Origin of the sequence: Stenotrophomonas geniculata ATCC 19374 = JCM 13324 (assembly GCF_001431625.1) — a bacterium.
Lineage (GTDB): Bacteria > Pseudomonadota > Gammaproteobacteria > Xanthomonadales > Xanthomonadaceae > Stenotrophomonas > Stenotrophomonas geniculata.
On the sequence record NZ_LLXT01000156.1, the window covers coordinates 20084 to 37225 of the forward strand.

The following is a 17142-nucleotide window of genomic DNA, read 5'->3' on the forward strand; positions in this document are numbered from 1 at the left end:
GGTCGGAGAACTCGGGTGGTCGGTGATCTGCACGGTGCGGGTTCCCCTTGGTGTCTGTCTGTTGCGTTGGTTCGAAAGTGGTGTCTGTTTTCTGGCGCATCGGTGGGCGGCGTCAGCTGATCGTTCCGACCAGCTTCAGTCGCTTGTCCTCCGGTACCTCGCTGTAGGCCAGGACCGACAGCGACGGGACGCTGTGGCGGACCAGACGCGCCAGCGCGGCGCGCACCGGGCCCGGTACCAGCACGACCGCCGGCTCGTTTCGCGCTTCCTGCTTGCTGACACATTCGGCCAGGCTCTGGCGCAGTCGCTCTGCGAGTCCGGGTTCCAGCGCGGCGCCGTTGCCCTGCGTGGACTCCTGCAAGACACGTTCCAATTGCGGGTTGAGGGTGAACACCGGCAGTTCCGCCGACATTCCGGCGATCTCTTGCACGATGAAACGGCCCAGTGCGGTGCGCACGGCGGCGGTCAGCACGGCCGGGTCCTGGCTGTTCGGAGCGTGTTCGACCAGTGCTTCGGCGATCTTGCGCAGCTGGCGGATCGGAATGCGTTCGACCAGCAGGTTCTGCAGCACGCGCACAACCGCCGACAGCGGCAGCGCCTTCGGCGTCAGATCTTCGACGAGCTTGGGCGCGCTCTTGGCCAGGTTGGCCAGCAGGTGCTGCACTTCCTCGTGGCCGAGCAGTTCCGGCGCGTGCTCGCGGATCAGGTGCGAGAGGTGGGTGGCAACTACGGTCGCCGGGTCGACCACGGTGTAGCCCAGCGTTTCGGCCTGGGCGCGCTGGTGTGGTTGGATCCAGGTGGCATCCAGGCCAAACGCGGGGTCCTTGCCGGCGATGCCTTCCAGCGCGCCGAGGGCACTGCCCGGGTCCAGGGCCAGCTCGCGGTCGGGATGGATCTCGGCGGTGGCCACCGGCACGCCGTGCACCAGCACGCGGTAGCCGTTGGCGGGCAGTTCCAGGTTGTCGCGGATGTGCACCGACGGGATCAGGAAGCCGACGTCCTGGGTCAGCTTGCGGCGCACGCCCTTGATGCGCGCCATCAGTTCGCCGCCCTGGTTGGCGTCCACCAGCGGGATCAACCGATAGCCGACCTCCAGGCCCAGTGGATCGACCGGGCGCAGCTCGTCCCAGCTCAGTTCGGCGGTGGGCGCCGGTGCGGCCGGGCGACCCAGTGCGTTGAGCGCGGCGGCGTCATTGCCTGCGGCTGCCGGGTCGGTGGCCGCGGCCTTGCCCTTGCGGTAGACCTTCCAGGCGATGAAGCCGAGGATCGCGGACAGCGTCAGGAAAGCGACGTTGGGCATGCCCGGCACCAGGCCGACCACGCCGATGATGCCGGCGGTGATCGCCAGCGCACGGTACTGGCCGAACACCTGGCCGGTCATGGCCTGGGCCATGTCCTGCGAACGCGAGGCCCGGGTGACCAGCATCGCCACCGCGCTGGACACCAGCAGTGCCGGCAGCTGCGCCACCAGGCCGTCACCGATGGAGAGCAGGGTGTAGGTGGCAGCGGCGTCGCCGAACGGCATGCCATGCTGCAGCACGCCCACGGCCAGGCCGCCAAGCATGTTGATGAACAGGATCAGGATGCCGGCGATGGCGTCGCCGCGGATGAACTTGCTGGCGCCGTCCATTGCACCGTAGAAGTCGGCTTCCTCGCGGACTTCTTCACGGCGCAGCTTGGCTTCTTCACGCGTCAGCAAACCGGCGTTGAGGTCGGCGTCGATCGCCATCTGCTTGCCGGGCATGGCGTCCAGGATGAAGCGCGCGGTCACTTCCGAAACGCGGCCGGCGCCCTTGGTGATCACCACGAAGTTGATGATGGTGAGGATTGCGAACACCACGATGCCGACCGCGTAGTTGCCGCCGATCACGAATTCGCCGAAGGCGGCGATGACCTTGCCCGCGGCGTCGTGGCCGTTCTGGCCGTTGAGCAGGATGACGCGGGTGGAGGCTACGTTCAGCGCCAGCCGCAGCATGGTGGTGATCAGCAGCACGATCGGGAAGATGGTGAAGTCCAGCGGGCGCTTCACGTAGACCACCGCCAGCAGCACCATCAGCGAGATGGCGATGTTGAAGGTGAACAGCGCATCGAGCACCGGTGCGGCCAGCGGGACCACAACCATGGCCAGCAGGGCCAGCACGATCAGCGGCGCGCCAAGGCCCTGGCGGATCATTTCCAGAGCGCGGCGGGTGTTGAAACCGGTGGAGGGCTGGGCGCTCACGGGCGGCCTCCCTTGCCGAATTCATCCACCTGGATGTGCGGGGCGTCCGGCATCGGGCCAGTGCGCCAGGCGCGCAGCTGGTAGACGTAGGACAGGACCTGGGCGACGGCCGAATACAGTCTCACGGGGATTTCCTTTCCGAGTTGGCCTTCCCGATACAAGGCGCGTGCCAAAGGCGGAGCAGAGACGATCGCGACCTTGTTGCCGTCGGCCACTTCACGGATGCGCAGGGCGGTCTCGTCCACGCCCAGCGCGACCACGGTCGGGGCGTTCATGGCACCACCTTCGTACTTCAGGGCCACCGCGTAGTGGGTGGGGTTGACCACCACCACGTCGGCGGTGGGTACCGCCTCCATCATCCGGCGGTTGGCCATCTGCTGCTGCAGCTGGCGGATGCGGCCCTTCACCTCGGGGCTGCCCTCGCTTTCCTTCATTTCCCGGCGCAGCTCTTCACGGGTCATCTTCAGCTTGCGCATCCAGTTCCAGCGCTGGTACGGCGCGTCGATGGCGGCCAGCACCAGCATCGCACCGGCGGTGGCCAGCAGCAGGCGCAGGGTGAAGCCGAGGCCGTCGGTGATGGCCGTCTCCAGCGGGTGGTGGATCAGCCCGCGCAGGGTGTCGAAGCCGGTCCAGACCACCATCCCGGCGGCGACACCAACGAAGGCCACGCGCAGCAGCGATTTGGTGAACTCGGCGATGGCCTCCGGGCCATACAGGCGCTTGAGCCCGCTCATCGGGTTCATGCGGTTGATGTCGGGCAGCAACGCCTTCTGCGACCAGCGCAGGCCACCCATCACCAGAGGTGCGACGAAACTGGCCAGCAGGCAGACCAGCACCAGCGGCGCGATCACCAGCATGAACTGCAGCAGCAGGTCGCCGAAGTGGCCGAACAGTTCCTTCGGGTTCTGCCGCAGGCTCTGTTCCGGGCTGAGCGCCTGCTTCATCCAGGCCGTGGCGCCGCGGCCGATCGAGCCGCTCATGGCCATCACCGCCAGTACGCCGGCACCGAACACGGCGGCGGTGCCGAGTTCGCGCGAGCGCGGCAGGTTGCCCTGTTCACGGGCGTCGCGCAGGCGTTTTTCGGTAGGTTGTTCGGTCTTTTCGCCGGCGGATTCGTTCTCGGACATCACGGGCACTGCGGCAGGGGTTGCCGGGGTGCGTGCAAGAACTGTTCCGTGATGGGGTGTTGCCTATCCACGCACGGCGTGGATCTATTTGCAGAGCCGAGCCCATGCTCGGCTATGTTTGGATCGGGCGCGAAGAGCAGCCGAGCGCAGGCTCGGCTCTACAGGGGAGCGTTGTCGCTGGGCGGTGGGCTCTGCGCCAGCTCCACCCGCGGCCGGGGCAGGTCGTGCAGCTGCATGAAGCGCGCCGCATCGACCGGGCGGCCGAGCAGGTAACCCTGCAGGTAATCGCAGCCCAGCCGTTCCAGGTAGGCGCGCTGGGCGGCGGTTTCCACGCCTTCGGCCACGATGTCCATGTCCAGCGCATGGCCCAGCGCCACGATGGCCGAGACGATCACCACATCCTCGGCGCTGTGCTCCAGATCGCGCACGAAGGCATGGTCGATCTTGATCTCGGTAGCCGGCAGCCGCTTCAGGTACAGCAGGCTGGAGTAGCCGGTGCCGAAGTCATCGATGGAGATGCCCACGCCCAGCGCCGAGAGCGCCTGCAGCAGGCGCAGGCTGGTATCGGTATCGCGCATGACCGTGCTTTCGGTGATCTCCAGCACCAGGTGGCGCGGGGCAATGCCATGGCGTTCGATCACTTCGCGCACATCCTGCAGCAGGTGCGGCGAACTGAACTGCACCGGCGACAGGTTCACCGACATCGACCAGCCTTCGTGACCGGCGTCATGCCAGCGGCGCAGCTGCAGGCATGCCTGGTCCAGCGCCCAGCGCCCGATGTCGTTGATCGCGCCGCTGCGCTCGGCCAGCCGGATGAAGCGGTCCGGCGGGATCAGGCCATGCTCCGGATGGCGCCAGCGGATCAACGCTTCGGCACCGGCCACCTTCTGCGTGGCTACCTGGATCTTCGGTTGGTAGTGCAGGAACAGCTGCTCGCTTCCAATGGCCCGGCGCAGGTCGGCCAGCAGCCGGAACTGTTGTTCGGCGCTGTCATTCATCCAGTCGGCGAACAGCACGAAGGCGTTGCGTCCGGATTCCTTGGCCTGGTACATCGCCGCGTCGGCAAACGCCATCAGCTGCCGCTCGCTGGCCGCGTGGTCGGGGCAGATCGCCACGCCGATGCTGGCGGTCACCTGCAGTTCGTTGTCGGCCAGCAACGGCCCGCTGCCTACCGCCTGCAGGATGCGGCGGGCCAGGGTGGGAAGGTCCTCGTCGTGCTCGATGCGCACCACCAATACGAATTCGTCCCCGCCCAGACGGGCCAGCATGTCGTGGGGGCGCAGCAGCTGGCGCGTGCGTTCGGCCACCGCCACCAGCAGTGCATCACCGGCCTGATGGCCATAGGCATCGTTGACCTGCTTGAAGCCATCCAGGTCCATGAACATCACCGCGAAACGGCTGCCGCCCTGTTCGGCCTCGGCCAGTGCCTGCACGATCCGACGCTGCAGCAGCAGGCGGTTGGGCAAGCGGGTGAGCGGGTCGTGTAGCGCGGCCTGGGTCAGTTCCTGCTGCGCGTCGGTGAGCGAGGTGCTCAACAGGGAATTGCGCAGGCGCAGCAGCTGCGCCTCCACCCGCTGGTCCAGCCAGGACACCACCAACACCACGGCCAGGATCGACACAGTGAGCATCACCACCAGCATGGCCAGCCATTCGCTCTGCAGGCCATCGCCCACCGCCGCGCCGCAGATGCTGCCTTCCGGGAACCGCGCGGCGGCCATGCCGGTGTAGTGCATGCCGACAATGGCCAGCCCGAGCAGGCCGGCAGCGGCCAGCCGGTCGCCGACACGGGTGCGCTGCGCACGCAGGCGGAATGCAACGTACAGGGCCGTCCACGAAGCAGCGACCGCCACCATCAGCGAAAACAGCAGCCAGCCCGTGTCGTAGTCGATGCCCGGCTGCATGCGCATTGCGGCCATGCCAACGTAATGCATGCCGGCGATACCGGTGCCCATCAGCAGGGCGCCGACGGCCAGGCGCGGATGCGGCAGGGTGCGCAGCGAGACCAGCCACAGTGCGAACACTGACGAGGCGATGGCCAGGGCCAGGGAGAGCAGGGTGATGGGCAGGTCGTAGCCGAGCGGAATGGGCAGGTCGAAGGCGAGCATGCCGATGAAATGCATCGACCAGATGCCCAGGCCCATGGCGAAGCCACCACCGAGGCGCCACCACCATGCCGCGCCCTTGCCGGGTGCGGTGACCGTGCGCCCGGCCATCGCCAGCGCGGTGTACGAAGCCATCACGGCAACCAGCAGCGAGATCGCCACCAGCCACGGGTTGTACGTGCCTACCAGCATTCGTCAGTCTCCCGGACCTGCCTGTCGACGGAAACCACGGTGGGGCATGCATGAGGCAGGCCGACGCAGGGCGGCGGCCACGTGCGGCATCCCCCCGGTTGCCGCGCATTCACTCTAACGCGCAGACCCGGGGGAAGGGCAAGCAGTAAAACGTGATGATCAGGTCAGTGTGTGACCGCGTCCGCAGCCTGGATGGCGGCGTCGAACAGGCGCTGTACCGGCGGACCCATTTCCCCGGCCAGCAACGCCAGCAGGAACAGGCCCAGCAGCAGCGAGACCGGCAGGCCCAGCTGGATCGGGTTCAGTGCCGGGGCGGCCCGGGCAAGCACGCCGAACGCCAGATTCACTGCCAGCATCGCCACGGTCAGCGGGATCGCCAGGGTCAGTGCGCCGCGCAGTACGGTCAGCAGGAAGGTCGGGGCGATGCTGAAGAAGGCGTGCGGGTCGGGCAGCGGCGCGCCGATCGGCAGCGCCCGGTAGCTGTCCACCACCAGTGAGATCAGCGCCAGGTGCCCGTTGGCGGTGAAGAACAGCAGGCCGAACAGCAGATAGAACCACTGGCCGATCACGCCCGAGGTGCCGCCACGCAGTGGGTCACTCATCTGCGCGAAGGCCAGGCCGGTGCCCTGGGCAATCAGTTCGCCGGCCATCGCCCCGGCCTCGAACACCAGCCGTAGCAGGAAGCCGATGGACACGCCGATGGCCAGTTCGCGGGCGATGGTCAGGACCGTGGCGGCATCGAAGCCAGTCCAGTCCGGTACTGGCGGCAGCAGCGGCGCCAGCGCGATGGCCAGGGTCCCGGCCAGCACGACGCGCACCCGCGCGGGAACGGCACGGGTGCCGACCATCGGCATGGCCATGGCCACGGCACCGATGCGCAGCATGGTCCACAGCACGGTGCCGATCATGCCGAAGGCCTGCAGGCCGTCGGCTGCCATCTGGGTGGCGGCGTCCATCGAAGCGCGTGTCCTAGCCGATCAGGTGTGGAATGCGCTGGAACAACAGCGTGGTGAACTCCACCAGGTGGCCGATCAGCAGGCTGCCCAGCGCGAACAGCACCGCGGTCAGCGCCGCCGCCTTGGCGACGAAGGCGATGGTCGGTTCGTTGAGCTGGGTCGCGGCCTGCACCACGCCCACCACCACGCCCACCACCAGCACGGTGAGCAGCAGCGGGCCAGCCACCCACAATACGGTGATCAGGCCGCCACGCAGTTCGGTCAAGGCAAGTTCGGGAGACATTCGGATTCCATCTGCTTATGTAGAGTCGAGCCAGGCTCGACTGCCTTTCGATCAAGCCGGATTGAAGCTCGCCGCCAACGTGCCCACGGTCAGCACCCAGCCATCCACCAGCACGAACAGCAGGATCTTGAACGGTGCCGATACCAGCATCGGCGACAGCATCATCATGCCCATCGACATCAGCACGCTGGCCACGACCAGGTCGATGATCACGAACGGGATGAAGATCAGGAATCCGATTTCGAAGGCGGTCTTCAGTTCGCTGGTGACGAACGAGGCGACCAGCACCGGGAACGGGATCGCATCGGGGCTGGCGTAGGTGCCGTGCCCGGCGATGCCGGCGAAGGTCATCAGGTCGGTCTCGCGGATCTGCGCAAGCATGAAGGCGCGCAGCGGCGAGGTGGTCAGCGTCCAGGCGGTCTGGAAGTCGATCTCGCCATTGAGATAGGGCGCCATGCCGGTGCTCCAGGCCTTGTCCCAGGTCGGCAGCATGATCATTGCGGTCAGGAACAGCGCCAGGCCCAGCAGCACCTGGTTGGACGGCGTCTGGCCGGTGCCCAATGCCTGGCGCAGCAGGCCCAGCACGATGATGATGCGGGTGAACGAGGTCAGCACCAGCAGCATCGACGGGATCAGGGTGATCGCCGTCATCAGCAGCAGGGTCTGCAGCGGCAGGCTGACCGGCGCACCGCCGATTTTGCCGACGTTGATGTCCGGCAGCGGCGTGGTCGGGGCGCCCGGGGCGGCGAAGGCCAGTGCCGGCAACAGGCACAGGGCAAGCATCAGCAGCCACGGCATCAGGGTGGCAAGACGGGTACGGGTGACACGCATGTCAGGGGTCCTTGCGCAGCCGCTGCTGCAGCAGCTGGGCGAAATTCGGCAGGTTCTTGAAGTCCGGCACGCGCACCGGTGCCGGCGGCGGCAGCGGTTCGGGCAGGGTATGCAGGGTGTTGATGCCGCCGGCGGTGACGCCCAGCAGCAGTTGCTGGCCATTGACCTCGACCACCACCACGCGTTCCTTGGCGCCGACACTGAGGCTGGCCACCAGCTTCATGCCTTCGGCCGGGCGGAAGCCGCTGCCGGGCATGCGCTTGAGCAGCCAGCCCAGGCCGACGACCAGGGCCAGCACGGCCAGCAGCGCCAGCACCGCACCGAACAGGCTGGGTGCGGCGGCCGCATGCTGGCCGACCTGCGGGCCAACCGGGGCGGCGGTCTTGCCGACCGCCAGCAGGGTGGAGGCCAGCAGGCTCAACGCAGTCTCCGGATCCGCTCGCTCGGGCTGACCACATCGGTCAGGCGCACGCCGAAGCGGTCATTGATCACCACGACTTCGCCATGGGCGATCAGGGTGCCGTTGACGAACACATCCAGCGATTCGCCGGCGCCGCGTTCCAGTTCCACCACCGAACCCTGGTTGAGCTGTAGCAGGTTGCGGATCGGCAGGCGGGCGCGACCGACTTCCAGCGACAGGGTCACCGGCACGTCCAGGATCACGTCCAGGTTCAGGTCAGGACCGTTCGCCTCATCGGCCTGCAGGCTGCTGAACTGGGCCGGGGTCGGTTCGAGGGCGTCGATATCGTTCATTGCGGGTCTTCCTGGATGACGGGTGCGCGCGGGCGGGTGCCCGGCGGATGGGTAGCGGTGATCTTCACGGCGTTCATGCCGTTGGCGATGCCGAACTCGCCGGTGAACACGGGAATGTTCTCCACGCACAGCGGCACCTGCGGGCTGAGTTCGATCGGCAGGATGTCGCCGACCTTCAGCTGGGTCAGGTCGCGCAGGGTCATGCGCTTGCTGGCCAGTACGCTGGACAGGGTCACCTCGGCGATGTTGAGCTGTTCGCGCAGGGTCTGGCCCCAGCTCTCGTCGCGGTCATTGCGGTCGCTCTGGATGCCGGCGTCGAGCAGCTCGCGGATCGGCTCCAGCATCGAGTACGGCAGGGTCACGTGGATGTCGCCGCCACCGCCGTCGAGCTCGACGTGCAGGCGGCACACCACCACGTACTCGCGCGGCGTCACGATGTTGGCGAAGTGCGGGTTGATTTCCGAGTTGATGTACTCGAAGTCGACATCCATCACCGGTGCCCAGGCTTCGCGAAGGTCGGCGAAGGTCTGCTTCAGCAGCAGGTGGATCACCCGCATTTCGGTGGCGGTGAACTCGCGGCCTTCGATGCGGGTGGGGTAGCGCCCGTCGCCGCCGAAGAAGTTGTCGACGATGGCGAACACCAGGGTCGGTTCGAACACGATCAGGCCGGTACCGCGCAGCGGCTTGAAGCGGATCAGGTTCAGGTTGGTCGGCACATACAGCGAGTGCATGTAGTCGTTGAACTTGATCAGCTCGATGCCGCGCACCGACAGTTCTGCCGAACGGCGGATCAGATTGAACAGGCCGATCCGCCACAGCCGCGCGAAGCGCTCGTGGACCATTTCCAGGGTCGGCATGCGACCACGGATGATGCGGTCCTGGCTGGCGAAGTCGTACGAACGCGCTTCGCCGGACGGCGGTTCCGGATCGGTCTCGACCGCACCACTGTCCACGCCGTGGAGCAGGGCATCAATCTCGTCCTGGGACAGCAGGTCATTCATCGGTCGGCCCTTACTGGGTCACGAAGCTGGTGAACAGCAGATCGTCGGCGCCGTTGCTGCCGGTCTCGGCCTTGAGCACCTTCTGCACTTCGGCCAGCGAGGCGGCCTGCAGCTTCTGCTTGCCGGCGACATCGGCGATCTGGTCGGGGCTGACCTGCGAGAACAGCATCAGCAGGCGCGCGCGGATGGCCGGTGCGTGGGTCTTGATCGCTTCCAGCGCGGCCGGGTCACGCGTCATCAGCTGCACTTCCAGCTGCAGGTAGCGCGGGCCGTCGATGGGGCCGTTGAGGTTGACCACGAAGGCTGGGTCCAGCGCGAAGTACTGCGCCGGTGCCGGGGTGGCGGACTTCTTCGGGGCCTGCGCGGTCTTCTCTTCCGGCTTGGACTGGGTGAAGAACCAGACGCCGCCACCGGCGGCTGCGGCGGCCAGCACGGCCACCAGTGCGGTGATCAGGATCGGACTGCGCGGCTTGGCGGCCTTGTCCTTCTCGGCGGTCTTCTTGGTTTTGTCAGCGGCTGCGGCCACGGGGTGAAGCTCCTGAGGGTTGCTTCACCGGGATATGCAAGGGGTGTGCCGAAGGCGGAGGAGAGGGGTGCGACGGAATTCCGTCGGTGTGCCAGCCGCTCCGCTCTGGTGGGTGCCGACCTTGGTCGGCATGCCTGTCAGGCGTACGCGTCCAGCAAACCGCGCTGGCGGATCAGCTGGGCCGACGACACACTGCCATCGCCCGGCGACGGTTCTCCGTCACCGGCCATGCCGGCGGCGCCGGATTGCCCCGTCGCATTGCCGTCACCGCCGGGGGCCTGGTGGCCGACATCGGCATGAGCAAGCTGGAAGCCCTGTTCGCCCAGCAGTTCACGCAGGCGTGGCAGGCTGCTTTCCAGTGCCTGGCGCACGTCCACATGCGGGCTGCTGAAGCTGGCGTGCACCTTGTCGCCGTTCAACTGCAGGCGCACGTCGACCGGACCCATGTCGTCCGGACTCAGCCGGATGTGGGCATGGCCGATCTTCTGGTCGGCCAGCCAACCCAGGCGCGCACCGATTGCCTGGTCGAAACCATCGTCGCCGAGCACCGGCTTCGGTGTCGGTTCGCCATTGAAGATGGCATTGCCCGTGGCCAGCGCGGCCTTCAGATCCTGCACAGCCGCGTTGCCCGGTGCATGCAGCAGCGGCGCCGTGGCGCGGTCGCCGATGAGGGTTGCGTCGCTGCCTTCACCGCGCTCGCCGCGCTTACCGGGCAGCACCAGCTCAGGCAACGGCAGAGTGGTCGCCTGGTCGGCCCCATTGGGGGCGTCGCCTTCGGCGGTGGCCGTAGCGGTTGCCGCTGCTGTGGAGGGCAGCGCTGCTGCGACCGGCAGTGCAGCGGGCGAGGGCAGTGCGTTGCCGTCTGCATCGGTGGCCGTCGCCACTGCTGGCAGAGCGGCGGCAGGATCGGCAGGTGTCGGTACCGCCAGTACCAGTCCTGCCAGGCCGAGCGGCGGCCATGGGGCTTCCTCGGTCGTCGCCGAGGCGTCCTTTTCGGCAGCGGGCCTGGCTTGCACCGGGGGCACCGTCGCCGCAGTCTCTTCGGGTACGACAGCGCTGTCCGGCCTGCGCTCGGCGCTGGACTGGCCATTGCTGTCGGATGCCGGCCCCTGTGCAGGCGACGTGGGCATGTTCGAGGGCCTGGAGGATCCATCGGCGCCCGGCGCACCACCCTGCAGCAGCTGGCTGAAATCCTTGCTGCCCTCACCGCGTGGCGCGCGCGTTGCGCTGCTGCCGGAATTCTGCGGCTGCGCGTTGGCGCTGCTGGCCAATGGCGCGGGCATCACGAGCGGCCTCCCTGCTCGGCGCCGTCCTGGTCTTCGATCTGTACCAGGCGGGCGCGGCGGGCACCGATGTCATCCATCTCGCGCTGGTCGCGGCGGTCCGTCACCACCTTCTCCTGTGCGCGGTAGCTGGCGGCCAGTTGTTCCAGCACGGCCTTGTCACGGCTGGCCAGGATCAGCCGGGCGCGCTCGGCTTCCACCTTCTCGCGGTTGCCATTGACCGTGGCCTGCTGCTGTTCGACCGCACTGTCGAGGCGGTCGAGAAACGCGCGCCGGTTCAGCAGCTGCGCCGGGCTGGTCGCCGCCATCTGCGCATTCGCATACTCCTCGGCGTAGCGGCGCAGTTCGTCCAGTCGCGACAGATGGGTATCGAGCACGCGCTGGCGTTCGGCCAGATCGCGGGCCACCGCGTCCTCGTGTTCCTGGGCCCGCTTCAGCAGGGGATCGATGCGCTTGGACTGGTTCATGGCTTAACTCTCTTGTTCCACCAGGCGCTGCAGCGCCGCCTGGCTGTGCGGGAGATCTGCGGCCTTGGCAACGTCCTGGCCGAGGAACTCCATGATTTCCGGCCAGCGTTCCAGGGCTTCGTCGGTGGCCGCGTCGTTGCCGCGCTGGTAGGCACCGATGGCGATCAGGTCGCGGTTGGCCGAGTAGGCCGAGACCAGTCGCTTCAACTTGCGGATGCGCAGGCGCCACGGCTCGTCGGCGATTTCCGTGACCACACGGCTGACCGACGATTCGACGTCGATGGCCGGGTAAAGGCCGCTGTCGGCCACGCGCCGCGAGAGCAGGATGTGGCCGTCGAGGATCGCGCGCGCTGCATCGGCGATCGGATCCTGCGGATCATCGCCTTCGGTCAGCACCGTATAGAACGCGGTGATCGAGCCACGGCCCTTGGCGCCGTTGCCGGCGCGTTCGACCAGTGCCGGCAGCTTGGCGAACACCGACGGTGGGTAACCGCGGGTGGTCGGCGGCTCGCCGACCGACAGACCGATCTCGCGCTGCGCCTGGGCGAAGCGCGTCAGCGAGTCCATCAGCAGCAGCACGTTCAGGCCCTGGTCGCGGAACCATTCGGCGATGGCGGTGGCGCGGTAGGCGCCGTGCAGGCGTGCCAGCGGTGGCCGGTCGGCCGGGCTGGCCACCACCACGGCGCGGCGCAGGCCTTCCTCGCCCAGCGTGGTTTCGACGAAATCACGGACTTCGCGGCCACGTTCACCGATCAGGCCGACCACGATCACGTCGGCGGCGGTGTAGCGGGTCATCATGCCCAGCAGCGTCGACTTGCCGACGCCGGAACCGGCGAACAGGCCGACACGCTGGCCGCGGCCGATCGGCAGCAGCGCGTTGATCGCACGCACGCCCACGTCCAGCGGCTGGGTGATCGGTTCACGTGCCAGCGGATTGATCGACACGCCGGCCATGCCGACATGGCCCTCGGCGCGGATCGGGCCCTTGCCGTCCAGCGGCACGCCGTCGCTGTCGATGACGCGGCCGAGCAGGCCTTCGCCCACTTCAACGCCGCCACGGCGTGCGGACGGCACCACCCGTGCATTGGGCAGCAGGCCGTGCAGTTCCGCGCTCGGCATCAGGTAAGTGCGCTCGCCGGCGAAGCCGACCACTTCGGCATCGACCCAGCCACCATCGACCACTTCCACCTTGCAGCTGGCACCCAGCGGCGCTTCGCAGCCGACCGCTTCCAGGGTCAGTCCGACCGCGCGGCGCAGCACGCCTTCGCGGATCAGGCCACGGCCATGGGCGGTATCCACGCGCAGGCCATCGAGCCGACGCGCCAGGCGCAGGTTGCGGGCGATGGCCCAGTCGGCCGGTGGCAGCGTCGGCTGCGGATCGGGGGTCATGCATTGGCTCCGGTCTGGCGGATCACCGCGTCCAGCGCGCCGCGCAGGCGGGCTTCCAGGGTGCCGTCGATGCGCACGGCTTCGGCGTGCACGCGAAGATCGCCGCGGCTGAGGCTGGTGTCTGGCACCAGGCGTTGTTGTGGCGGCAGGCTCAACAGCGGGGCGAGGGCGGCGATGTCGTCCGGGTGCAGTCGCACTTCGACCTCGCGGGTGCTGCCGCCCACCGCGTCGATCGCCTCACCGACCAGCTGTGCCAGCAGTGCCGGGTCAGCTTCATAGGCGCGGCCGACCAGCGCGCCAGCGATGCGTACCGCCAGTTCGCCCAGTGCGCCGACGACTTCGTTCTCCAGCCGCACCAGCGGTCGGCTGAAGTTGTCGAGGATGCCTTCGATCTGCGCGGCGAGGCGACGCACTTCCGCCTGTCCCTGGCCGTAACCTTCGCTATGGCCGTGTTGGAAGCCTTCCTTCTCGGCGCTGTCCTGGATGGCCTGGATTTCCTCCAGGGTCGGCAGCTGCAGCGGCGGCTCCGGCTCGTGCTCCGGGTCCGGCTCGGTGAGTTCGAACGCATCCTCCTGATCCAGCACCGGTTCGGGCTGGGCCAGCAGGTCCGGGGCAAGCCAGCGCACGACGTTGCTCACAGCATGGCCTCCGCACTGCCACCGATGGTGACGGTGCCTTCATCGGCCATGCGCTTGACGATGGCCAGGATCTCGCGCTGCGCGCCTTCCACGTCGGACAGGCGCACCGGGCCACGGGCTTCCATGTCTTCCAGCAGGATCTCGGCCGCGCGCTGCGACATGTTGCGGGTGATCTTGTCGCGCACCTTGATGTCGGCACCGCGCAGGGCCAGGCCCAGGCGCTCGCCGCTCACTTCGCGCAGCACCAGCTGCATCTCGCGGTCGTCCAGGTCCACCAGGTCGTCGAACACGAACATCAGGTCCTGGATGCGGTTGCTCAACGGCGCATCGATGCGGGCGATTTCGCCCAGGATCGCCTGGTCCTGGCCGCTGTCCATGAAGTTCAGGATGTTGGCCGCGCACTGCACGCCGCCGATGTTGGACGACTTCAGGTTCTGGTTGCCGGCGAACTGGCGCTCCATGATCTCGTTGAGTTCATTGAGTGCGTTCGGCGGAATGCCGTCGAGCGTGGCGATGCGCAGCAGCACGTCCACGCGGGTGCGGTCCGGCAGCAGCTTCAGCGCGTCGGCGGCCTGGTCGGTTTCCAGGTGCGCCATCACGATAGCGATGATCTGCGGGTGCTCGTTGCGCACCAGATCGGCCACCGCGCGCGGGTCCATCCACTTCAGCGCGTCCAGCCCGGTGGTGTTGCGGCCGAGCAGGATGCGGTCGATCAGGTTGCCGGCCTTCTCGCTGCCCAGCGCCTGCACCAGCATGTTGCGGATGTAGTCGTCCGAGCCCACGCCCAGCGAGGTCTTCGAGCCCAGTTCCTGGCCGAACTGGTCCATCACCCGTTCCACCTGTTCGCGGGTGATGTCGGTCATGGTGGCCATGGCGATGCCGATCTTCTGCACCTCCTTGGGTTCCATGTGGCGCAGCACTTCGGCTGCATCCAGCTCACCCAGGGACAGCAGCAGCACGGCCGCGCGCTGCACGCCGGTCAGTTGTGCCTCAGTCATTGGCCACCCAGCCCTTGACCACCTGGGCCACGCGCTTGGAGTCGGTCTTCACGGCTTCACGCGCCATCCGCAGTCGTTCCTCATATGAATCCACCGGCAGGGCCAGTGCATCCGGCCCGCCCAGGCTGGCCCGGTCGGCGCCCAGCGCCGGCAGCGGCATGCCATCGTCATCGACCAGCTGCACGTCCGCGGTGTGCGGTTCCAGTGCCTGTTCGTCGTTCTTCCTGTTCTGGCCGGTGATCGCACGCAATGCCGGGCGCAGCACGCCGAACAGCAATGCCAGCACCACCACGGCGCCCAGCAGCATGCGGCCGGCATCGTGCACCCACGGCAGCTCCCACCAGGCCGGGCCTTCGACCGGCGTGGTATCACGCACGAACGGGGCGTTCATCACCGACACGGTATCGCCACGCTCGGCATTGAAACCGACGGCCTGCTTGACCAGTGCCTCGACGCGGGTCAATTCGGCGGCCGACAGCGGCTGCGGGCTGATCTTGCCGTTGGCACCGGCGCGCGGCACGTTGTCCACCAGGACCGCCACCGAGACGCGCTTGATGCGGCCCGCCGGCTGACGGGTGTGCTGCAGGGTGCGGTCCAGCTCGTAGTTGCGGGTCGCGTTCTTGCTGCTTTCGGTCGGCGCCTGCGCGGTGGCCGGCGCGGCCTGCTGGCCCGGCGGGCTGTTGCTGGTCGCGCCCGGCACGCCCTGCGGGCCCGGGGTGCTGGTGGTGTTCTCGCTCATCTGCTCGCTGCGCAGCTTCTGCGGTTCGCCGTTGTAGAGCTCACGGGCTTCCTCGGTTACCGAGAAATCCATGTCCACGCTCACTTCCGGGTTGACGCGGCCGGGGCCGGTCATCGGCTCCAGCAGCTCGCGGATGCGCTGGTTGAACGAGGTTTCCTGGCGGCGCACCTGTTCGAACTGGGCAGCGTTGACCGCCGCCTCACTGTTCGGGTCGCTGACGCTGAGCATGCGCCCGCTCTGGTCGACCACGGTCACCCGTTCCGGGGCGAGATCCGGGATGCTGGCCGCGACCATGTGCACGATGGCGTCCACCTGGCTGCGTTCCAGCTGCTGGCCGCCACGCAGTTCCAGGGTCACCGAGGCGCTGGCCACGTCACGCTGGCGGGTGAAGGCGCTGGGCTTGGGAATGGCCAGGTGCACGCGCGAATCGCGCACCGGGCGCAGCGTGTTGATGGTGCGCGACAGCTCGGTTTCCAGCGCATGCTGGTAGCGCGCGCTTTCGACGAACTGGCTGACGCCGAAGCCCGGGTCGCGCTCCATCAGCTCGAAGCCGAGCTTGCCGCTGTCGGTCAGGCCGGAGCCGGCCAGCTTCAGGCGCGCGTCGTGCAGGTTCTTTTCCGGCACGGTGATGCCACCGGTGGCCGGGTCGAGCGCGAACGGAATCTGCGCGGCGCGCAGCAGGTCGGTCGCTTCAGCGGTCGCCTTCTGGTCCAGGCCGGTGTACAGCGGGACCATGCCCGGCTTCTGCGACCAGAAGAACACGGACAGGCCTGCCGCCACCGCCACCGCGATCATCGCCATCAGGCCCAGCCGACGGGTGATCTGCAGACTCTGCAGGCGGTCGAACCATTGCCCGGCCTTTTCGGCGTTCAGGCTGTCCTTGGAGAGCGTCAGTGCCATGCGTCTCTATTCCTTACAGCGGCATGTTCATCACGTCCTGGTAAGCCTGGACGAGACGGTTGCGGACTTCCACGGTGGCGCGGAAGGCGATCTGGGACTGCTGCGAGGCGACCATCACCTTGGCGAGGTCGGCGCTGGGGTCGCCCATTTCGAAGGCTTTGGCGAGGGCGCCGGATTTCTGTTGCGCATCGTTGACGCCGGCAATCGCACCACGCAGGGTTTCGGTGAAGCTGGCCGGCTGGGCCTGCGGTGCGTCCAGCACCGTGCCCGGCAGGGCGTTGCTGCGCGGCGTTTCGCCCAGCGGGTTGAGCGCCGGCTGTCCCATCTGGGTCTGATAGGAGCGGATCTGCGAAAGGATCGAAGTGACGGAGTGGGACATCTGCAACGGTTCCAGAAACAGGGATGGGGTTGTCTGCTGGAGCCAGTGCAAGTGCCGTGCCGAAACCGGTTTTCGGTTCAGTGAGGTGAGGGTGTGGGTGTGCTGGCAGGGCTGCGCCCTGCACCCGCCGAAGCAACGTCAACGTCAACGTCAAAGGCGGGGCATCTGTGGGTTGGCGGGGTGGGGCCGGGTGCGGGGGGCGCGCGTAAAACCCACCCTTGGGGGGTGGGCGGCGGCATCCACGCCCCGGACACCCCCCCACCAAACCCACCCCCCCCCCGCCAGCTGGCCGCCGCTGTTGGTAGGGGCCGAGCGTTGGTCGGCCTGCTTCTACTTGGTGGTGGTGGCCTGTGGCGG

The 17142-nt window shown here is 67.8% G+C and carries 17 protein-coding genes; all 17 read right to left on the reverse strand.

Annotated features, from left to right (window positions below):
- Positions 1–112: 112 nt before the first annotated feature.
- Positions 113–2173, reverse strand: coding sequence for a flagellar biosynthesis protein FlhA (flhA, locus tag ARC63_RS21065; protein ID WP_231298676.1), 2061 nt, complete (start codon positions 2171–2173; stop codon positions 113–115).
- Positions 2174–2217: 44 nt separating this feature from the next.
- Positions 2218–3348 carry a flagellar biosynthesis protein FlhB gene (gene flhB, locus ARC63_RS21070; protein WP_057504315.1) on the reverse strand — a complete coding sequence of 377 codons (1131 nt, stop codon included), beginning with the start codon at positions 3346–3348 and terminating at the stop codon, positions 2218–2220.
- A 158-nt stretch (positions 3349–3506) separates the two neighbouring features.
- Positions 3507–5642: a putative bifunctional diguanylate cyclase/phosphodiesterase gene (locus ARC63_RS21075; RefSeq protein WP_057504316.1), complete on the reverse strand. Its 2136-nt coding sequence runs from the start codon at positions 5640–5642 to the stop codon at positions 3507–3509.
- Between the two features lie 164 nt (positions 5643–5806).
- Positions 5807–6598 carry a flagellar biosynthetic protein FliR gene (fliR, locus tag ARC63_RS21080; RefSeq protein ID WP_057504317.1) on the reverse strand — a complete coding sequence of 264 codons (792 nt, stop codon included), beginning with the start codon at positions 6596–6598 and terminating at the stop codon, positions 5807–5809.
- A 13-nt stretch (positions 6599–6611) separates the two neighbouring features.
- A complete protein-coding gene (locus ARC63_RS21085; protein ID WP_005413254.1) occupies positions 6612–6881 on the reverse strand; it encodes a flagellar biosynthetic protein FliQ in 270 nt (89 codons plus the stop codon).
- Positions 6882–6932: 51 nt separating this feature from the next.
- Complete coding sequence (gene fliP / locus ARC63_RS21090) at positions 6933–7712, reverse strand: flagellar type III secretion system pore protein FliP (protein ID WP_043395553.1); 780 nt, start codon at positions 7710–7712, stop codon at positions 6933–6935.
- A gap of 1 nt (position 7713) precedes the next feature.
- A complete protein-coding gene (gene fliO, locus ARC63_RS21095; protein ID WP_010482437.1) occupies positions 7714–8133 on the reverse strand; it encodes a flagellar biosynthetic protein FliO in 420 nt (139 codons plus the stop codon).
- On the reverse strand, positions 8130–8465 hold the full coding sequence (gene fliN, locus ARC63_RS21100; RefSeq protein ID WP_005409543.1) for a flagellar motor switch protein FliN: 336 nt from the start codon (positions 8463–8465) through the stop codon (positions 8130–8132). The genes fliO and fliN overlap by 4 nt, the downstream gene beginning before the upstream one ends.
- On the reverse strand, positions 8462–9466 hold the full coding sequence (gene fliM / locus ARC63_RS21105; RefSeq protein WP_010482429.1) for a flagellar motor switch protein FliM: 1005 nt from the start codon (positions 9464–9466) through the stop codon (positions 8462–8464). The genes fliN and fliM overlap by 4 nt, the downstream gene beginning before the upstream one ends.
- Positions 9467–9476: 10 nt before the next feature.
- A complete protein-coding gene (locus tag ARC63_RS21110) occupies positions 9477–9992 on the reverse strand; it encodes a flagellar basal body-associated FliL family protein (RefSeq protein WP_057504318.1) in 516 nt (171 codons plus the stop codon).
- Positions 9993–10129: 137 nt separating this feature from the next.
- A complete protein-coding gene (locus ARC63_RS21115) occupies positions 10130–11275 on the reverse strand; it encodes a flagellar hook-length control protein FliK (protein ID WP_057504319.1) in 1146 nt (381 codons plus the stop codon).
- Positions 11275–11742, reverse strand: a complete 468-nt coding sequence (gene fliJ / locus ARC63_RS21120) for a flagellar export protein FliJ (RefSeq protein ID WP_010485935.1) — start codon at positions 11740–11742, stop codon at positions 11275–11277. Before fliJ ends, ARC63_RS21115 begins: the two co-directional genes overlap by 1 nt.
- A 3-nt stretch (positions 11743–11745) precedes the next feature.
- On the reverse strand, positions 11746–13131 hold the full coding sequence (locus ARC63_RS21125; protein WP_049412701.1) for a FliI/YscN family ATPase: 1386 nt from the start codon (positions 13129–13131) through the stop codon (positions 11746–11748).
- Complete coding sequence (locus tag ARC63_RS21130; protein WP_049434689.1) at positions 13128–13769, reverse strand: FliH/SctL family protein; 642 nt, start codon at positions 13767–13769, stop codon at positions 13128–13130. The genes ARC63_RS21125 and ARC63_RS21130 overlap by 4 nt, the downstream gene beginning before the upstream one ends.
- Positions 13766–14752, reverse strand: coding sequence for a flagellar motor switch protein FliG (gene fliG / locus ARC63_RS21135; RefSeq protein ID WP_024958226.1), 987 nt, complete (start codon positions 14750–14752; stop codon positions 13766–13768). The genes ARC63_RS21130 and fliG overlap by 4 nt, the downstream gene beginning before the upstream one ends.
- Positions 14753–14759: 7 nt before the next feature.
- Positions 14760–16406 carry a flagellar basal-body MS-ring/collar protein FliF gene (gene fliF, locus ARC63_RS21140; RefSeq protein ID WP_057504320.1) on the reverse strand — a complete coding sequence of 549 codons (1647 nt, stop codon included), beginning with the start codon at positions 16404–16406 and terminating at the stop codon, positions 14760–14762.
- Positions 16407–16419: 13 nt separating this feature from the next.
- Positions 16420–16785 carry a flagellar hook-basal body complex protein FliE gene (fliE, locus tag ARC63_RS21145; RefSeq protein WP_005409552.1) on the reverse strand — a complete coding sequence of 122 codons (366 nt, stop codon included), beginning with the start codon at positions 16783–16785 and terminating at the stop codon, positions 16420–16422.
- Positions 16786–17142 lie beyond the last annotated feature (357 nt).

What these genes read in the sequence shown, in the direction of transcription:
- ARC63_RS21075 (WP_057504316.1), bottom strand. Translation starts at nt 5,642, where the DNA reads ATGCTGGTAGGCACGTACAACCCGTGGCTGGTGGCGATCTCGCTGCTG.
- flhA (WP_231298676.1), bottom strand. Translation starts at nt 2,173, where the DNA reads ATGATCCGCCAGGGCCTTGGCGCGCCGCTGATCGTGCTGGCCCTGCTG.
- fliR (WP_057504317.1), bottom strand. Translation starts at nt 6,598, where the DNA reads ATGGACGCCGCCACCCAGATGGCAGCCGACGGCCTGCAGGCCTTCGGC.
- fliE (WP_005409552.1), bottom strand. Translation starts at nt 16,785, where the DNA reads ATGTCCCACTCCGTCACTTCGATCCTTTCGCAGATCCGCTCCTATCAG.
- ARC63_RS21115 (WP_057504319.1), bottom strand. Translation starts at nt 11,275, where the DNA reads ATGCCCGCGCCATTGGCCAGCAGCGCCAACGCGCAGCCGCAGAATTCC.
- fliN (WP_005409543.1), bottom strand. Translation starts at nt 8,465, where the DNA reads ATGAACGATATCGACGCCCTCGAACCGACCCCGGCCCAGTTCAGCAGC.
- fliF (WP_057504320.1), bottom strand. Translation starts at nt 16,406, where the DNA reads ATGGCACTGACGCTCTCCAAGGACAGCCTGAACGCCGAAAAGGCCGGG.
- ARC63_RS21085 (WP_005413254.1), bottom strand. Translation starts at nt 6,881, where the DNA reads ATGTCTCCCGAACTTGCCTTGACCGAACTGCGTGGCGGCCTGATCACC.
- fliJ (WP_010485935.1), bottom strand. Translation starts at nt 11,742, where the DNA reads ATGAACCAGTCCAAGCGCATCGATCCCCTGCTGAAGCGGGCCCAGGAA.
- fliM (WP_010482429.1), bottom strand. Translation starts at nt 9,466, where the DNA reads ATGAATGACCTGCTGTCCCAGGACGAGATTGATGCCCTGCTCCACGGC.
- fliP (WP_043395553.1), bottom strand. Translation starts at nt 7,712, where the DNA reads ATGCGTGTCACCCGTACCCGTCTTGCCACCCTGATGCCGTGGCTGCTG.
- ARC63_RS21125 (WP_049412701.1), bottom strand. Translation starts at nt 13,131, where the DNA reads ATGACCCCCGATCCGCAGCCGACGCTGCCACCGGCCGACTGGGCCATC.
- flhB (WP_057504315.1), bottom strand. Translation starts at nt 3,348, where the DNA reads ATGTCCGAGAACGAATCCGCCGGCGAAAAGACCGAACAACCTACCGAA.